This window comes from Dyella sp. RRB7 (genome assembly GCF_022761115.1).
In the GTDB taxonomy this organism is placed as follows: Bacteria; Pseudomonadota; Gammaproteobacteria; order Xanthomonadales; family Rhodanobacteraceae; genus Dyella.
The window spans coordinates 256,804-274,165 of record NZ_JAKWJS010000006.1 but is presented as its reverse complement, the minus strand read 5'-3'; the positions used below and the strand labels follow the sequence as shown (position 1 = coordinate 274,165).

General features: G+C 65.3%; 16 protein-coding genes. 9 read left to right on the top strand and 7 right to left on the bottom strand.

The genetic code is table 11. From position 1 onward, the window contains the following. The first annotated feature begins 725 nt into the window (after nt 1-725). Complete coding sequence (locus MJ606_RS15000; protein WP_279236893.1) at nt 726-1,532, top strand: DeoR/GlpR family DNA-binding transcription regulator; 807 nt, start codon at nt 726-728, stop codon at nt 1,530-1,532. A gap of 36 nt (nt 1,533-1,568) precedes the next feature. On the opposite strand, the gene MJ606_RS14995 is transcribed toward MJ606_RS15000, so the two are convergent. Further along, a complete protein-coding gene (locus MJ606_RS14995) occupies nt 1,569-2,363 on the bottom strand; it encodes a hypothetical protein (protein ID WP_243050341.1) in 795 nt (264 codons plus the stop codon). Beyond that, nucleotides 2,347-2,571, bottom strand: a complete 225-nt coding sequence (locus MJ606_RS14990) for a CopG family transcriptional regulator (protein WP_243050340.1) — start codon at nt 2,569-2,571, stop codon at nt 2,347-2,349. The genes MJ606_RS14995 and MJ606_RS14990 overlap by 17 nt, the downstream gene beginning before the upstream one ends. 82 nt (nt 2,572-2,653) lie before the next feature. Here MJ606_RS14990 and sulP point away from each other — a divergent pair, with 82 nt between their 5' ends. From sulP to MJ606_RS14950, 8 genes are all read left to right on the top strand, one after another. Next, a complete protein-coding gene (gene sulP / locus MJ606_RS14985) occupies nt 2,654-4,378 on the top strand; it encodes a sulfate permease (protein WP_243050339.1) in 1,725 nt (574 codons plus the stop codon). A gap of 48 nt (nt 4,379-4,426) precedes the next feature. Then, the gene (locus tag MJ606_RS14980; RefSeq protein WP_243050338.1) at nt 4,427-4,780 is read left to right on the top strand and encodes a YkgJ family cysteine cluster protein; all 354 of its coding nucleotides are present in this window, start codon (nt 4,427-4,429) and stop codon (nt 4,778-4,780) included. A gap of 76 nt (nt 4,781-4,856) precedes the next feature. Next, complete coding sequence (locus MJ606_RS14975; protein ID WP_243050337.1) at nt 4,857-5,204, top strand: zinc ribbon domain-containing protein YjdM; 348 nt, start codon at nt 4,857-4,859, stop codon at nt 5,202-5,204. 62 nt (nt 5,205-5,266) lie between these two features. Then, on the top strand, nt 5,267-6,196 hold the full coding sequence (locus MJ606_RS14970; RefSeq protein ID WP_243050336.1) for a LysR family transcriptional regulator: 930 nt from the start codon (nt 5,267-5,269) through the stop codon (nt 6,194-6,196). 489 nt (nt 6,197-6,685) lie between these two features. After that, nucleotides 6,686-7,207, top strand: coding sequence for a hypothetical protein (locus MJ606_RS14965; RefSeq protein ID WP_243050335.1), 522 nt, complete (start codon nt 6,686-6,688; stop codon nt 7,205-7,207). A 126-nt stretch (nt 7,208-7,333) separates the two neighbouring features. Next, nucleotides 7,334-9,475: an FUSC family protein gene (locus MJ606_RS14960; RefSeq protein WP_243050334.1), complete on the top strand. Its 2,142-nt coding sequence runs from the start codon at nt 7,334-7,336 to the stop codon at nt 9,473-9,475. 144 nt (nt 9,476-9,619) lie between these two features. Continuing rightward, nucleotides 9,620-10,372 carry an ATP-binding cassette domain-containing protein gene (locus tag MJ606_RS14955; protein WP_243050375.1) on the top strand — a complete coding sequence of 251 codons (753 nt, stop codon included), beginning with the start codon at nt 9,620-9,622 and terminating at the stop codon, nt 10,370-10,372. Beyond that, entirely contained in the window at nt 10,369-11,844 is a 1,476-nt protein-coding gene (locus MJ606_RS14950; RefSeq protein WP_243050333.1) for a glycine betaine ABC transporter substrate-binding protein, read from the top strand. Before MJ606_RS14955 ends, MJ606_RS14950 begins: the two co-directional genes overlap by 4 nt. Here MJ606_RS14950 and MJ606_RS14945 read toward each other — a convergent pair. The 5 genes from MJ606_RS14945 to MJ606_RS14925 form a co-directional block, all read right to left on the bottom strand. Then, on the bottom strand, nt 11,807-13,459 hold the full coding sequence (locus MJ606_RS14945) for an MFS transporter (RefSeq protein WP_243050332.1): 1,653 nt from the start codon (nt 13,457-13,459) through the stop codon (nt 11,807-11,809). The two genes, MJ606_RS14950 and MJ606_RS14945, sit on opposite strands and share 38 nt — an antisense overlap. Before the next feature lie 24 nt (nt 13,460-13,483). Beyond that, nucleotides 13,484-14,233 (bottom strand): VOC family protein, encoded by a 750-nt coding sequence (locus MJ606_RS14940; protein WP_243050331.1) that lies wholly within the window; start codon nt 14,231-14,233, stop codon nt 13,484-13,486. 116 nt (nt 14,234-14,349) lie between these two features. Continuing rightward, nucleotides 14,350-15,162 carry a ferritin-like domain-containing protein gene (locus MJ606_RS14935; RefSeq protein WP_243050330.1) on the bottom strand — a complete coding sequence of 271 codons (813 nt, stop codon included), beginning with the start codon at nt 15,160-15,162 and terminating at the stop codon, nt 14,350-14,352. A 98-nt stretch (nt 15,163-15,260) separates the two neighbouring features. Continuing rightward, nucleotides 15,261-16,736: an amidophosphoribosyltransferase gene (gene purF / locus MJ606_RS14930; RefSeq protein WP_243050329.1), complete on the bottom strand. Its 1,476-nt coding sequence runs from the start codon at nt 16,734-16,736 to the stop codon at nt 15,261-15,263. Between the two features lie 16 nt (nt 16,737-16,752). Next, complete coding sequence (locus MJ606_RS14925) at nt 16,753-17,361, bottom strand: CvpA family protein (RefSeq protein ID WP_243050328.1); 609 nt, start codon at nt 17,359-17,361, stop codon at nt 16,753-16,755. Between the last annotated feature and the right edge of the window lies 1 nt (nt 17,362).

The window sequence follows — 17,362 nt, the reverse complement described above, 5'->3', positions numbered from 1 at the left end:
TGCCGACAACAACGTCCTGCTCTTGCCTCGAAGGGCAAGACAAGCATTCCTTTCAGCCTTCATAGACGTCCCTCTCCCTATGGTTTGCAGACGCCTTGCGGAAAGGTCCTCTTCCCTCGTCGCAGGCGCTTGTGCTGGCTGGCAACGCTCCCCTTCCAGCAGCCCTTTCCTCACCCTTGCGAAAACTCCGGCTCAAGCGTTCCGATCCCGCGAGCGCCGCTGGCTAACCCCTTACCCCGCAGCTACTTACCGAAATGGGCGGCTGTCCCCATGCCCAGGCGCACCGAATCGCCAGCACGATCAAAACTTTCGTTTACTTGCCATTACTGCAAGTTTCGCTAGATTACATAGGAATACGAAACATTCAAGTGGCATTTTCGGCCAAATCAAAATAAGAAATAACTTACAAAATTGATTTCGAAAGGTTACGAAAATTCAGGCAGCGGTCGCTTCCGCGTGCCTGTTGTGGCGCCTGTCGTACCGATGCCGGCGGCTTTTCTGCGATCGATGGGGGCATCGGCCCAGGCGAAAAGAATGCTGCGGCGCTGTGCCCGCATCCGCGCGTCAATGCAAGCCATGGCAAAGGACAGCACCGATACGCTGTGCACGGGACGGCACCAACGCGTTGCGCTGGAGTTGGGTGCCCGTCAATGCAAGAGCCGGCTATCGGGCGCGATTCTCGGCAGGGGGTACCATGACGCCCAGACGAGACTTTTCGACACGTTATGAGCCAAGACCAAGCCGCAACGCCTTTTCGACGCCCGCGGCTGGCCGAACGCCGACGCCTGATCGTCGACTACGTGGAGAAGCAGGGCCGCGCCACCGTCGAGGAACTCGCCGCAAAGTTCAACACGTCGACAGTGACCATCCGGGCCGACCTGGAAGCACTGGCTCGGACCGCCGCGCTCACCCGGTCGCACGGGGGCGCGCTGCCGATAGTCCAGCCATCCGCGAGCGACACACCACTCAACATCAAGGAAGCCCGCTGGCATGCGCAGAAGCTGCGCATCGGGCGGACAGCCGCTGGAATGATCCGCGATGGCGAAACGATCATCCTCGATTCGGGCTCGACCACGGTGGAAATCGCGCGGCATATCCGCCACCTGCAGTTCGAATCGCTTACCGTGATCACCAATGCGCTGAACATTGCGCTGGAGTTATCCGACCTGCCCCAGATACGAGTGATGATGCTGGGCGGCCTGTTGCGTCAAACGTCGTATTCCTTGGTCGGCCCGGATGCCGAGCAGACGCTGGCCCGGCTGTCTGCCGACAGGCTATTCCTCGGCGTCGACGGTCTCGACCCAGCCATAGGCGTGACCACTCCCGACCCGCTGGAAGCATCGCTCAATGCGCTGATGATCCGCGTATCACGCAAAACCATCGCCGTCCTGGACGCCAGCAAGCTTGGCCAACGCTGCTTGTCGGTCATCACGCCGGTGACCCGGCTTCACCAGGTAATCACCGATACCAGCGCCCCCAAGGAAATGACCGAAGCGCTACGCGCCGCAGGGGTCAGCGTCACCCTGGCCTGAGCGTCCCCCCCCCCCTGGCATTGCGCACCGCCACGCTTACTTGCGACGGGTTGGCCGACTCAGCGAGTGAAAACGCGAGGGCGGCGCCAGATGCGCGCGAATCGTCTCGAAGATCGGGCTTGCGGGGGTGGGGTGCTGGACATGGCGTCCCACCGCGGCAGCGGCCAATTGGGCCATTTCCAAGGGCACCGGCACCGTCGCTTCGGACCAGAACGCGAGTTCGAGGGGACCTAGCCGGGAGGTGCTGTCCAGATGTGGCAGCACTTCGTGATAAACCCGCTGCTGCATCTCGTTTTTCAACGGGTCCTGGTTCGGCGCGATCACTAGGCGGCACGCCGTCTGCTTCGTGCTCTTGAGGTAGTTGCTATAGGCGGTCAGGCATCCCGACAGCAAGGAGCGATAGCGCAACGCATCCGATGCCTGGTTCTGGCCAGCCTCATGCTCCACGACCGCCACCGCGAAGCGGACCGGCAATCGGCGAATCAGCGTCGCCAGCGTGCTTTCCGCCGCGCCAAGGTCGCGTTCGAGCGGAAGGCCAAGCTGCGGCGCCACGCCGTGCATCCAGGACGGGTCGCCCTTGGGCGCGCTCAGCATGGTGGTGTCGCCACGCTGCTCGCGCAGGGCCTTGGCGGCCTGGGTCAGCAGCGGCCACGCCGTGGCGACGGTAGGCCAGCACAGGATCTGCACGAATACCTGCTTGTCCTTCGTGCTGGCTTCGTACTCGCCGAGGAAGGCGATCTGCTCGGCGCCGATCCCGGCCATCACCTGCGAGGCGCTTTTCCCGGCGACCGCGCGCGACGCGGCGCCGGCGGACTTAGCGGCCGCGGACATGCGCGCTCTGCACCGACGATTCCGTCTCGGCCTGGTCGTCCTCGGGCTGCCACGGGCGCCCGGTGCGCTGCTCGATGTAGTCCCGGATCAAGCGCCGCACGACCTGCGACGAGGTGGCGTCCTCCTCGCTGCACAGGCGTTCGAAGACCGCCTTCTTGCGCGGGTCGATCAGGATGGTGAGGCGAGCCGTGCGATTTTCGATGGGCATGGATATGTGACGTCGACTTACATGAAAGATGCGTTGGATGATAATAGCATTATCATGTCGGGAACTTCGACCGAGGGCATCGATGGACGCCAGGGCCGCCAGGAAGTACGCGCAATTGTTCGTGCCCAAGCTGTTCACCGTGCTGCGCGGCGGCTACGGCTGGAACGACTTGCGCGCCGATACCGTCGCGGGGCTGACCGTGGCCATCGTGGCGTTGCCGCTGGCCATGGCGCTGGCGATCGCCAGCGGTACCTCGCCGGAGAAAGGGCTGTATACGGCGATCATCGCCGGCTTCCTCATTTCGGCGCTGGGCGGCTCGCGCGTGCAGATCGGCGGCCCGACCGCGGCCTTCATCCCGGTGGTGTTCGTGGTGATCCAGAAGTTCGGCTTTGGCGGCCTGATTCTGTGCACCCTGCTGGCCGGCCTGATGCTGATCGGCGCCGGGCTGCTGCGGCTGGGCACCTTGATGAAGTACATGCCGCAGCCGGTGATCACCGGATTTACCGCGGGCATCGCGGTGAGCATCTTCTCCAGCCAGGTCAAGGATGTGCTTGGACTGACCATGGCCAGCGTGCCCGCCGATTTTCTCGAGCGCTGGACCGCCTATGCGGAACATCTGCCGAGCACCCAACCCACGGCCGTCGCCATCGCGCTCATCAGCCTTGCGGTAATCGTGGTCCTGCGGCGCTGGCGGCCCAACTGGCCGGGTTTCCTGATCGCCCTGGTAATCAGCACGGCACTCAGCGTGAGCCTCGCCTGGCCGGCCGAAACCATCGGCAGTCGCTTCGGCGGATTGCCGTCGAGCCTGCCGATTTTTGCTTTCCCGCATATCCCCTTCGAACGCACGCGGGAACTGCTGCCCAGCTCGTTCACCATCGCCTTTCTCGCCGGTGTCGAATCGCTGCTGTCGGCCGTAGTGGCCGACGGCATGATCGGTGGGCGGCATCGCTCCAACGGCGAGCTGGTCGCCCAGGGCGTGGCCAATATCGGTTCCGCGCTGTTTGGCGGCCTGCCGGCCACCGGCGCCATCGCACGCACGGCGACCAATGTTCGCGCCGGCGGGCGGTCGCCCGTGGCCGGCATGATGCATGCCGTCTTCCTGCTGCTGTTCATGCTGGTGCTGGCGCCGTTGATGAAGTTCGTGCCGCTGGCGGCGCTGGGCGCGGTGCTGCTGGTGGTGGCGTGGAACATGAGCGAGGTCGAGCATTTCCGTCACACGCTGTCAGCGCCCAAGGGCGACCGGCTGGTGCTGCTGCTGACCTTCGGGCTGACCGTCTTCTTCGATCTCACCCTGGCCATCGAAGTCGGCCTGGTGGTGGCGACCTTTGTCTTCATGTTCCGCATGGCCGAGGTGGTGGAGGTCAATTCCGGCATCCACCTGCTGGACGAGAACGGCGACGAGCGGGCAGCGGGCGACGACGCTACCCAGCGCGAACGGCTGCCGCCGGGCGTCGAGGTATTCCAGATCAGCGGGCCGTTGTTCTTTGGCGCGGCGAACCGGCTGGACGACTTGCTCGATCAGTTTCGCCTGCCGCCCAAGGTCTTCATCCTGCGCATGCGGCTGGTGCCTATCATCGACGCCAGCGGCGTGCATGCGCTGCAGACGCTGCTGGCACGCTGCCGTCGCCGCGGCATCGTGCTGATCGTCTCGGGCCTGCAGCCGCAGCCCAAGCGGGTCATCCAGCAGATGGCGTTGAACCCGAGCGAGGGCGCGTTGTATTTCGTCAACGATTACGAGGCCGCCCTGGCGCTGTCGCGGCAACTGGTCGATGCAACGGTGACCATCGCCGAGGTCAAGACCGAATGACATCGCCCATCAGCATCAAGAATGTTTTGCATCGAGGAGAGGCGCGCCATGACGCCCAATGACCGGAAGATCGAGAAGCTGCGCCAGCGCATCCCGTCGTTCACCTGCATCGTCGGTTGCCACGACTGCTGCGGACCGGTCACGGCGTCCTCGGAAGAGGTCGCGCGGCTCCCCATCAAGACCGATGCCGAACATGCCGCTGCACTGGCCGACCTGAGCTGCCCCTATCTGGGCAAGCACGGTTGCGAAGTGTATGGCGAACGCCCGCTGATCTGCCGGCTGTTCGGCACGACACCGCGGCTGCTTTGCCCGAATGGCCAGCGGCCGGTGTATATGATCGACACCAAGACGGAGGATGACATTCACCAGTTCCTCGCCCAGACGCGACAAGTGCTGCTTTAGGGCGTCGCGATATCCCGGTCACTCACTGCCCGACCTTCTATAATTCGAGTTTTTCGCACCGTTTGGATCACCTTTTATGTCTACTTCCGATATTCCGGCCTGCCCTGTTTGCGGCATGGAAAACACCTACCCTGACGGCAGCAACTACATCTGCCCGGACTGCGCGCACGAATGGCCCATGGTGGCCGTGCAGGCGGAAGAAGCCGACCTGGTGGTGCGCGACGTCAACGGCAACACGCTCAACAGCGGCGATGCCGTGGTAGTCATCAAGGACCTCAAGGTCAAGGGCTCCTCCATTCCCCTCAAGCAGGGCACGGTGATCCGCAACATCCGCCTGGTGGACGGCGATCCGGAACACATCGAAGGCAACTCCGACAAGATCAAGGGCCTCGTGCTCAAGGTCTGCTTCCTCAAGAAAGCCTGAGTCCACATCCAAGGCCTGCGCCATCCCGCTGGTGATGGCGTGAAGGGCTTGAGGTGACGATCATGGAACCCTACAGATTCGGCGATATCACCGCGTTCGTCGCGGCGGTGAAGACAGGCAGCTTCACCGCCGCCGCGACGTCGCTCGGACTGACGCGCTCCGCCGTCGGCAAAAGCATCGTGCGGCTGGAAGCCCAGCTGGACGTGCGCCTGCTCAATCGCACCACCCGCAAGCTGAGCCTGACCGACGAGGGCGCGGTCGTATACGACCGCTGGCGCCAGATCCTGGACGATCTGGAAGACGTGGACGCCACCATGGCGCTGCGTCGTAGCCGGCCGACCGGCACGCTCAAGCTGATGACGCCGCCGTCTTTCGGCCAGCGCCACATCCTGCCGGTGATCAATGCCTACCTGAAACAGTGGCCCGAACTGCGCGCCGAGCTGTGGTTCACCGACCGCTTCGTGGATCTGGTCGAAGAGGGTTTCGACATTGCGGTCCGCATCGGCGCCCCCAAGGACGATTCGCTGATCCTCACGCGCACCGTGGCCTGGCAGCAATTCATCGTGTGCGCCTCGCCGGACTACCTGGCTCGGCGCGGCATGCCACAGACCCCGCAGGACCTGGCCGACCACGACACCATCGTGTACCTCAACGCCGAGCGACCACGCGCCTGGCGCCTGCAGACATCCAACGGCCCCTATATCTACGAGGGCCCCGGGCGCATGAACATCGACAGTTCCGAGGCGATGCGCGAGTCGGCGCTGGCGGGGTTCGGCCTGGCCCACCTGGCCAACTACATCGTCGGCGACGATTTGCGCGCCGGCACGCTGGTTGAAGTGCTGCGCGCCTATCGCCCGCCGCCCGACCCGATCCGGTTGACCTACCCGAGCAAGCGGCACCTCACTCCCCGCACCCGCGCTTTCATCGACCTGCTGGTGGAGCGCTGGGAGGCCGGTGCGCCGTGGGAATCCGAACCGACTGCCGATAGCTGAGGCCACGGCCGTGCATGCATGCCTGCGATTGGGGATCGGCAGGACCGTGTGACGGTCATCGGCAACGATATATCCAGGGCAACGAATCCATAACACTGTCGCCTTCGCAAATCTCGTAGCACTAGAGCAATGACTGTCTCTGCTCCGACCGCGCCGCACCTGCGGTCAGCTGATCTCGCAACATCCCTCCCTTGCTTGACGCGATACCCAGGGCTTCGACGACGACCTCGACCCGAGGCGATCGCATGCGGCCATGTGCTGACTGCCATTCGGGCGAACCCAAGGAATCAGCACCGGTAGTGCCGCGGGGCCGCGACCTTCGCGCGGCCAATCCGTGACCTGATCCCGTTGACCCGGCAGGACACCTCACTCGACCCACGCAACCGTGGCGTCGCAGTCCTCGGCTTGCCCTCTGATCGCCGCTCGGCATCAACGAGTGACGTCGCGGCGCGCCTTTTCTCTCTCCATCCCAAAGTGAGATACCCCATCATGAAATCTGCAGCTCGCCCCCCTCTTCTTCTTGCATGCGCGGCGACGGTAACCCTCGCACTGACCGCTTGCCACGCGACCGTGGATGCGCGTTGGGCGACCACCGACGACACGGTCTACCATTGGCAGAAAGCGATGCCCAGCCTGCCCATCGAGGTTCGTGGCCAGTTGCCAAACGCTTCCAGTGAACAGATCGCACGCGCCATCCCGAACGCCAGCGCAGCGCCGTCGATAGAGTCCGCTCCGCGGCTTGTCGTGGAACTGGGCAACGACGCATCGCCTCGCGGCGATACCTATTGCGCCAAGTCCGGCCAGGATCAAGCAAGCGCAGCCCCTGGGACCGCCCTGGGAGTCACCTTGACGCTTTGTGACGGTACGCGCCTGGTCGCATCGTCGCATTCCCCGCTCGATGCCAAACAGGCGACCGTCGCCGACCTGCCTCACCAGATCGATCGCCTCAAGAAACTGACGCTTATCGGGATCGCAAGAAGCCCGGCCCAGTACACGGAAACCAATGGCTGACGCCCATCGTGCCGATGGGCACGATCCGATCATGGCTCGCCAGCCGCCTGTTCGTCTTCCGCGCTGGCCGGCGAGCCGCGCCACCCGTCGCTGATCGCGCGCTATACCCTCAAGGAAAGTGGCCGCATGTCAGCGGTATCTTCGGATCTACCCTCGAAACGCGGCTGGCCTTGGCTGGCCGAGTTCCTCGCTGGCGAACGCCAGGCATGGATCTTCGTGTTCAAGTGCCTGCTGGCGTTCTACCTTGCCGCGTGGCTGGCCATGCTGTTTCAACTGGAGCAGCCGTCGACGGCCATGATCACGGTGGCGATCGTGATGCATCCGCACAGCGGCATGGTGCTGGCCAAGAGCTTTTACCGCGCCATCGGCACGGTGGCCGGCAGCCTGTTTGCCTTGTTGTTGATGACCGCCTTTCCGCAGCAGCGCGAGCTGTTCCTGCTCAGCCTCTCGCTTTGGGTGGGGCTGTGCTCCGGTGGCGCCGTTTTCTATCGCAACTTCATGTCCTACGGCTTCGTGCTGGCGGGCTATACCGCTGCCGTGGTGGCGTTGCCGGTGGTCAACCATCCCCAGGCAGTATTCGACTCGGCGGCTATGCGCGTCAGCGAGGTGATGCTTGGCATCATCGTGGCCGGACTGGTGAGCGACATCGTGTTGCCCGAACGCCTGCGCGACGTGCTCAACCAGAGCGTGCGCGAGCACTACGAGCACTTCATCGCGTTCGCGCGGGGCAGCCTGCGCGGAAGCATCCCGCGTGCGGCGATGGAACAGGCGCATCTGCGCTTCGTGCGCGCCGCGGTGCAACTGGAAGACCTGCGTTCCTCGGTGATCTTCGAAGACCCCCAGGCACGCGCGCGCAGCAGCCGCATGCAGCTGCTCAACCTGCGCTACATGGCAGCGGCCACCAGTTTCCAGTCGTTGCATCACCTGATCAACCGGCTGCAACGCCACCACCATCCGCGTACCGCCGGTGCATTGATCAAGCTCTTTGCACCGGTGGGTGAGGCGCTTTCGCCATCACCGTCGGAGCGCACCGTACCGCGTCGACTGATCGCCCGCCTGGACGCCTGCGAAGCCGGGGTACCCGTGCTGGCTGCGCAGCTGCGCACGGAGTTGCGGCAAGACCCCGGGCTGTTGCTGGAATTTGATTGCGGCACCGCACTGCTGCGCCGCTTCGTCAGCGAATTGCGCGACTTCGCCGCGCTGGAGGCGACGCTGCGCGAAACCGCGGGACGCCTGTCCGGCAACGTGGAGCGCGTCCACTTCAAGCGCGCCAACGACCATGCCGCACCGCTGTTCGCCGTGGTACGCACCTTCCTCACCATGCTCGCACTCGGCGTGTTCTGGCTGGCCACCGACTGGCCATCGGGTACCACCGCCATGCTGCTGGCCACCTTGTTCAGTGGCCTGCTGGCCACTTCGCCAGCCCCGCTATCGGCCACCACCCATATCTGGATCGGCTTTGCGCTGGGCGCCGCGGCATCGTATGCGGTGCTGTTCTGGCTGCTGCCGAGCAGCGACGGGTTCTTGATGCTGTTTCTCGCCACCCTGCCGCTGCTGCTGATCGGCCCCTACCTGACCACGCGCAACGCCACCCTGCCCGGCGTGGGCACGGGTTACACCCTGGGTTTCGTGTTGACCCTCGCGTTGAAGAACCCGATGACGTACAACCCGGAACACTTCATCAATGACGCCATCGCGTCGCTGTTTGGCTTGATGGCTGCGGCCGGCGCGTTCATGGTGATGCCGGCCCTGGTCGGCACGCCATGGTTGCGCCGGCGCCAACTGCAGCAATTGCGCCGGCAGGTGGCGTTTGCCGCCACGGCGCCGATGGACGGACTGCTCTACCGCTTCGAAAGCGTCAATCGCGACCTGTTCCACCAGATCGTGCAGCACACCCGAGCCGACAGCGAGGAGTCGCGCAGCCTGCTGGCCTGGGGCCTGGCCGTGCATGACTGCGGCCGCACGGTGATCGAGCTGCGGCAAGACATGCAACATGCGGAGCTGCCGCCGCCCTTGCTGGAAACCATGTGGCGGGCGGTGCAGCAGCTGGCGCAGTTGTATGACGAACCCGATCCCAGCCGCTGGCAGCAGGCCGACCATGCGATCGAGCATGCCATCACGCTGACCACCCAGGCGTTACCTCTGGTGCGCGCCAGCTGCCAGCCGGCGCTGGCCCATCTGCTGCAGCTGCGCACTGCGCTGCGCGACGACGAATCCGCCCTCGCCCCCTACATGGTCAAGACTACGGAAGCTTCTCGCGCTGCCTGAAGCCCGCAGTGGTGGCGACCAGCCGTCCATACGGCGTGGCTGCCGGTCGGCCGTTGAGGTAAAGTCCTTGCCCATGTCGCAGGCACGCGAACAACGCTTCTTCGCCGCGCGGTGCGGAAGCCGCTCTTGTCCGGCACCGCGGCGATGACGCCCGCCGCATTCGCACTGGAACGGGTCAGCAAGCGCTACGCTTCCTTCGTGGCGCTGGACGAGGTCAGCCTGAGCTTTGCATCCGGCAGCACCACGGCCTTGATTGGAACCAGCGGCGCCGGCAAGTCGACCGTGCTGCGCCTGCTGCTGGGGCTCGACTGGCCCGACCAGGGCGTGGTCAAGGTGGGCGGCCAAATACTCCAGCATGCCGATGTGCTGTCACTGCGTCGCCGGGTCGGCTATGTGATCCAGGACGGCGGCCTGTTTCCGCATCTCACCGTGCTGGGCAATCTCGCATTGCTGCCACGCTACCTGGGCTGGCGCGCGCCGCAGATTCACGCGCGGGCGGCCGAGCTAGCCGAACTGACGCACCTTTCGCCAGACCTGCTGGAGCGCTATCCGGCCGAGCTGTCCGGTGGCCAACGCCAGCGCGTCGCCTTGATGCGCGGCCTGATGATGAACCCCGATGCCCTGCTGCTCGACGAGCCGCTGGGCGCGCTGGACCCGCTGGTGCGGCATGAGCTGCAGGATGAACTCAAGCGCATCTTCGCCCAGCTGGGAAAGACGGTGATCGTCGTTACCCACGACCTCGCCGAAGCGGCATGGTTTGCCGATCGCCTGGTACTCCTGCGCGGAGGCAAGGTGATACAGGACGGCGACCTGGAGGATTTCCGTCGTCGACCGGCCGATGCATTCGTCACCCGCTTCCTGCATGCGCAGCGGCATTTGCCGGAGTCCTCCGCGTGAGGCGCGCCCTGTTTGCCGTGCTTGTCCTGCTGCCGCTGCTCGCCTGGGCCGCACCGGTACGCATCGGCTCCAAGCAGTTCACCGAGTCGGTGGTGCTGGGCGAACTGGCGCGGATCCATGCGCGCGAGGCGGGCATCGACGCCATCCACCGGCGCGAGCTGGGCGGCACCAGCATCCTGTGGGCCGCATTGCAACATGGCGATATCGACGTCTATCCGGAATACACCGGCACCATCACGCATGAATTGTTGAAAGACGTGGCGCCCGATGCCGATATCGCCACCCTGCGCGCGAAGCTCCTGCCGCTGGGCATCGGCATCACCGACTCACTGGGCTTCAGCGATACCTACGCCATCGGCATGCGCGAGGACCGGGCGGCGCAGCTCAACATCACGCGGATGTCCGACCTGGCGTCGCATCCGCAGCTGCGCTTCGGCTTCTCCAATGAATTCATGGATCGCGCCGATGGCTGGCCAGGCATCCGGCAGCGCTATGGGCTGCCGCAGACACAAGTGCGCGGGCTTGACCACACCTTGTCGTACCGCGCCGTCGCCAGCGGCGCCGTCGATGCCATCGATCTTTACAGCACCGACGCCGAGATTCCCTATTACCACCTGCGCACGCTGATCGACGATCGTCACTACTTTCCCCCTTATGAGGCGGTGTACCTCTATCGCCTGCAGCTGGAACGCAGCGCGCCGGCCTTTGTCGCCGCCTTGCGCACGCTGAGCGGACGCATCGATATGGCGGCGATGCAACGCATGAATGCCGAGGTAAAACTCAATGGCATGAAGGAAAGCGACGTCGCCGCACGCTTTCTCGACGTGCCCCTGCGCGGCGGCGACGCCGGCTTCTGGCGGCGCCTGCTGCAGCGAACCGTCGAGCACGTGAAGCTGGTGGCGCTGTCGCTGGGCCTGGCGGTGCTGCTGGCGGTTCCGCTGGGCATCCTGGCCGCGCGCTGGAAACGCGCCGGCCAGCTGATCATCGGCCTCACCGGCATCCTGCAGACGGTGCCCTCGCTGGCCATGTTCGTGTTCATGATACCGCTGCTGGGCATCGGCACCTGGCCGGCCATGGCCGCGCTGTTCCTGTACAGCCTGCTTCCCATCGTGCGCAATACCCATGCGGGACTGGTCGGCATACCACTCGAACTGCGCGAATCGGCCGCCGCGCTGGGGCTGCCGGAAAACGTCCGCCTGCGTCGCGTGGAACTGCCCATGGCGACGCGATCGATACTGGCCGGCATCAAGACGGCAGCGGTCATCAATGTGGGCACGGCCACGCTTGCCGCGCTGATTGGCGCCGGCGGCTACGGCCAGCCCATTCTTACCGGCATTCGCCTGGACAACATCGGCCTGATTCTCGAAGGCGCCGTGCCTGCCGCGCTGCTGGCGTTGATCGTGCAGGCCATGTTCGAAGGCATCGAGCACTGGCTCACCCCGCGTGGCCTGCGCATCGAGGCGAGGCAATAGCGACGCCCGGGCTATCCTGCGGCGGCGGCGCCGTCACACGCCCACCCTGCTTTCCCCGGATGAAGATCCAGGCGCTGAGCGCGCTCAGCAATGCCAGCGCCGCGGATAGCAGCATCACCCAGCGAAAGCCGGCGACAAACGACATGCCGATGGCGTGCTTCAAGGCGTCCGTTATCGCGCCCGGGTAACCGTCGGGAATCACGATGCCGGCCAGCTTCTCGCGTTGCGCCATGACGGCGCCGACAAGATCGGCGGGCGCGCGCAGGGTCGCCAGCACGCGGTTCAAATGTGCGTTGAACGCCAGCGTCAGCACGGCGCCGAACAACGCAATCGCCAGCAGCGCCGCCACGCGCGATACCGCATTGTTGATGCCGGAAGCCGTGCCCGCCAGCTCCTCGCCCACCGCATTCATCACCGTGGTGGTCAACGGCGCCACGGTGATGCTCATGCCCAGGCCAAGGATGCAGATGGCGGGAAAGAAGGCCGTCCAATAGTTACCGTTGGTGGATGGCCACGCAAACAATGCAAAGCCAACGGCCGCGATCACCGGCCCCACCACCAACGGCAGCTTGGGGCCAAACCGGTCGACCAGGCTGCCCGCCCAGCGGGACAACGCGAACATGATGGCGATAAACGGCAACAGCGCCGCACCTGCCGCCGTGGCACCATAGCCCTGCACCTGGATCAGGTCGAGTGGAAGGAAGAACAAGCTGCCGCCCAACGCGGCATACAGCAACAAGGTCAACACATTGGCGCCGGTGAAATTGCGCTCGCGAAACAACCCGAGCGGCAACATCGGCGCCACGCTGCGCATCTCCACGCGAACGAACCCGATCAGCGCGACGATACCGATGATGGATGCCGCCCATACGGCGGTGTTCGTCCAGCCCCGGAACGGCGCCTCGATAAAGGCAAACACCACGCCCGCCAGCCCGATCGTCGCCAGGCATGCGCCCGTGACATCGATCTTGTCGTGGCCGCCACTTCCATAACTCTCCGGCACCTTCGCCGCGCAGAGCAGAAGCAGCACGATACCCATGGGCGCATTCACCAGGAATGCCCATATCCACGAATAGTGATCGATCAGATAGCCGCCAATGACCGGCCCGATCGCTGCCGCGATGCCACTGAAGGCCGACCACGTACCGATGGCCGCACCGCGCACCGATTGCGGAAACGTCGCGCTGATCAAGGCCAGGCTGCCCGGCACCAGCAATGCCGCGCCGATGCCCTGCACCGCTCTCGCGGCGATCAGCAGCCCCACCGTGGTCGAGAGCGAACAGCCGATCGAGGCGAGCGTGAACAAGGCCGTGCCGATCATGAAGATGCGCCGACGCCCAAACCGATCGCCAAGCACGCCGCCCACCAATAGCAGCGAGGCCAGGAACAACGCGTACGATTCCATGACCCACTGTGCGTCCGACGTCGTGGCGCCAAGCTCCCGCTGGATGGCCGGCAACGCGACATTGACCACGGTGCCGTCGATAAAGGCCAGGCTTGAGCCGAGAACGGCCGCCACCAGGGTCCAGCGACGCGATGCGGAAGAGCATGGCGCTGCCGCCTCGCCATACATGATGACGCCGTTGTCACAGGGAGGTTTGCCGATCTGGCTCATGCGCTCCTGCAGCGGATCGTCGGGTCAGGGGTGCTGTGGCAGGAATAGCGCGAACGACGCGCCCTGTGGGTCGCGCACCATGGCGAAGCGACCAATGCCAGGAATATCCGTAGGTGGCATGCGGACATCGGCGTGCAGCGTCGCTGCCTTGGCCGTCGTGGCATCGACATCGGTCACCAGTACATAGGGCAGCCAGAACGACGAACCATCGCTGCCTGACTCCTGCATGATGGCGCCCCGCCGGTGGTCGCCATCCTTGAGCACGTAATACGCGCCATGCCCCGAGGACGTGGCATCGTGGGTGAGCCCGAACAGCTGCTCATAGAACGCCAGTGCCTTGTCCGCGTCGGTGGCATGCAACTCGTGCCACACCCAATGGCCCGGCGGCACCTGCGCATCGGGCGTGTCATCGTTGGCGCCGCGCCAGATCGAGACCAGCGCGCCCACCGGATCGACCAGGCTGGCGCCGCGTCCCGCCGGCGGAAAGTCCGTGGGAGGCATCCACGGCGTGGCGCCGGCCACCAGCGCCATGGCAAAGCTCGTGTCGACATCCGCCACGCTCAGGTAGATGCCCCAATGGGCGGGCTCAGCCTCCTGCGCCGTGCGGTAGCCGCCGATGCCCGCGCCCGCATTCATGATGACGCGATAGGCTTCGCCGGCCACCTCCATGGGCGAATCCGTCCACCCAAACAGTGCTTCGTAGAACTGGCTCGCCTTGGCCGGATCGGCGCTGGCGTGTTCCACCCAAACGAGCTTACCGGGCAACGTATGCATCGCTTTGACTCCTCGACGAGGACACCACCGCGGATGCTATCAACCCAAAGATGACGGCACGGTGGTGGAACCAGGGCCTCGCACGCATCGCGCACCGAGGGCGGCGCGTCGTCGCCTCAGGCTTCCAGCGCCAATGCGGTCAGGCGATCGAGCTCTTCTTCGTCGAACCCGGCTTCAAGCCGTGCGGGACGGTTAAACGGACCGCGCAGCTGGCGGCCCATGTAATCGCGCAGCAGATCCAGGAACGTCTCGCGCGGATCGATGCCGTCGCGTTCGCAACAGTGGCGGAACCAGCGCGTGCCGGCGGCAACATGCGCCACTTCCTCGCGCAGGATCACTTCGAGGATGGCGATGGTGCGCGTATCGCCCACTGCCCGCAGGCGCTCGATCATGCCCGGCGTCACGTCCAGCCCGCGCGCTTCGAGCACGCGCGGCACCAACGCCATGCGCGCGGTGTCGTGATGCGCCGTTTTCTCGGCCATTTCCCACAGGCCGTTGTGCGCGTCGAAATCGCCATAGGCGTGCCCAAGCTCCGCCAATCGCGCCGACAGCATGGCGAAGTGGCGTGCCTCGTCGTGGGCGCAGCTGGCCCAGTCGCGGTAGTAAGCGTCGGGCTTGCCGCGGAAGCGGTACACCGCATCCCAGGCCAGGTTGATGGCGTTGAATTCGATATGCGCCACCGCGTGGACCAGCGCGACGCGCCCCTCCTGCGTGCCCAGGCCGCGATGCGGCACCTGGCGCTGCGGCACCAGCCGGGGTTGCCCGGGGCGGCCGGGCGCGCCGATCGGTTCGGGCGGCGGCGAGGACGGGTCGGGACGCAACTCGCCCGCCTGGAAGGCATCCCAGGCGGCGTGGGTGAGGCGCAGCTTTTCCGCCGGATCGGTGGCGTCGAGGCAACGCTTGGCGGCGGCGTGGAGATCGGCGGTCATGACAAGCTTTTCTGCTGGAGCGCGCCCTGAGCCCGACCACCCAACGTAGCGGTTGCTACGCAGCCCCGCGGTCGCGCACAGGGGGGCGCTCCTACCCCTTACGCGGTGCGGCGCGCGGCCTTGGCGTCGTCGGAGCGCAGCATTTCGATCTGCTCGAGATACTGCTTGTCCAGGCCGGTCACGTACTCGCCGGAGAAGCACGAGGTGTCGAACTGCTTGAGCGCCTCGTTGCCGTCCTGCACGGCCCATACCAGGTCCGGCAGATCCTGGTAGATCAGCCAGTCGGCACCGAGCTGCTGCTCCACTTCCTTCACCGTGTGACCGGCGGCGACCAGTTCCGAAGCGGCCGGCATGTCGATGCCGTATACGTTGGGGTAGCGCACCGGCGGCGCGGCGGAGGCGAAGAACACGTTCTTGGCGCCCGCTTCGCGCGCCATCTGGATGATCTGGCGCGAGGTGGTGCCGCGCACGATGGAGTCGTCCACCAGCAGCACGTTCTTCTTGCGGAACTCCAGCTCCACCGGATTGAGCTTGCGGCGCACCGATTTCACGCGCTCGCCCTGCCCCGGCATGATGAAGGTGCGGCCGATGTAGCGGTTCTTGACGAAGCCCTCGCGGAACGGCACGCCCAGCGCCTCGGCCAGCGCGGAGGCGGCGGTGCGCGCGGTATCGGGAATCGGGATCACCGCGTCGATGCCGTGGTCCGGACGCTCGCGCAGGATCTTCTCGGCCAGCTTCTGGCCCATGCGCAGGCGCGCCTTGTATACCGACACGTTCTCGATCATCGAGTCCGGGCGGGCCAGGTAGACGTATTCGAAGATGCACGGCGCGTGCGTGGCGCCCTCGGCGCAGTGGCGCGTATGCAACTGGCCGTCATTGGTGATGAACACCGCTTCGCCCGGCGCCACGTCTCGCAGGCGCTTGAAGCCCAGGATGTCAAGCGCCACCGACTCGGACGCCACAGCGTACTCGCGGCCCTCACTAGTGACGCGCTCGCCCAGCACCAGCGGACGGATGCCGTTGGGGTCGCGGAAGGCCAGCAGGCCGTAGCCCAGCACCAGGGCCAGGCAGGCGTAACCGCCACGCGCGCGCTGATGCACGCCGGCCACGGCCTTGAAGATGTGGTCGGGCGTCAACGCCATGCGGCCCTGGATCTGCAGCTCGTGCGCCAGCACGTTGAGCAGCACTTCGGAATCCGAATCGGTGTTGATGTGGCGGCGGTCGTCCTCGAACATCTCGCGACGCAGCGTCTCGGTGTTCACCAGGTTGCCGTTGTGCGCGAAGGCGATGCCGTAGGGCGAGTTCACGTAGAACGGCTGCGCCTCGGCGGAGCCTTCCGAACCGGCCGTGGGGTAGCGGCAGTGGCCGATGCCGATGCGCCCGCGCAGACCGCTCATGGCGGTCTGGTTGAACACGTCGCGCACCAGGCCGTTGCCCTTGTGCAGCCGCAGCCTGGCGCCATCCACCGTGGCAATGCCGGCTGCGTCCTGGCCGCGATGCTGCAATACGGTCAAGCCGTCATAGAGTGACGCGGCGACCTCAGTGGTGCCGACGATGCCGATGATTCCGCACATGGTTGAAAACCTGTCTTTAGTAAGTCGTGGCCGGAGCGGCCGTCGAAGCGGCTGCGGGATGGGTACTGTGTCCAGTCGCTGGCGAAGCGCCCGGCACAGCCGCCGGCAAGGCGGGAAGATGGTCAAGTACCGCTGGGGCATCATTGAGGTAGTGGCGGACATTGTCCGGCACCCGCTCGCCCAGCCACGCAGCCACTCCCTTGAACTGCGGCAACAACACCGAATCGTGCCACCACGGGTCGCGCGTGAACGCGGTGAACCCGAGCAGAAAAACCGCCAGCGTCACCAGCAGCACGCCGCGGGCGAAGCCGAACACCATGCCCAGCAGGCGGTCGGTGCCGGACAACCCGGTACCCTCGACCAGCTTGCTGACCAGGAAACGCAACAGCGCCCCGGCGATCAGTACCGCAAGGAAGCAGATGCCGTAGCCCACCAGGATCCGCGCCGACGGCAGCTGGATACTGTGCTCGAAGTAGCCTGCCACGCTCGGACCGAACGTCCAGGCCACCCAGAACGCCGCCGCCCAAACCGCCAGCGCCAACACCTCCGAAATGAGGCCGCGCCACAGCCCTATCAAGACCGACAGGCCCAGCACGGCGATGATGATGTAGTCGGCCCAGTTCACC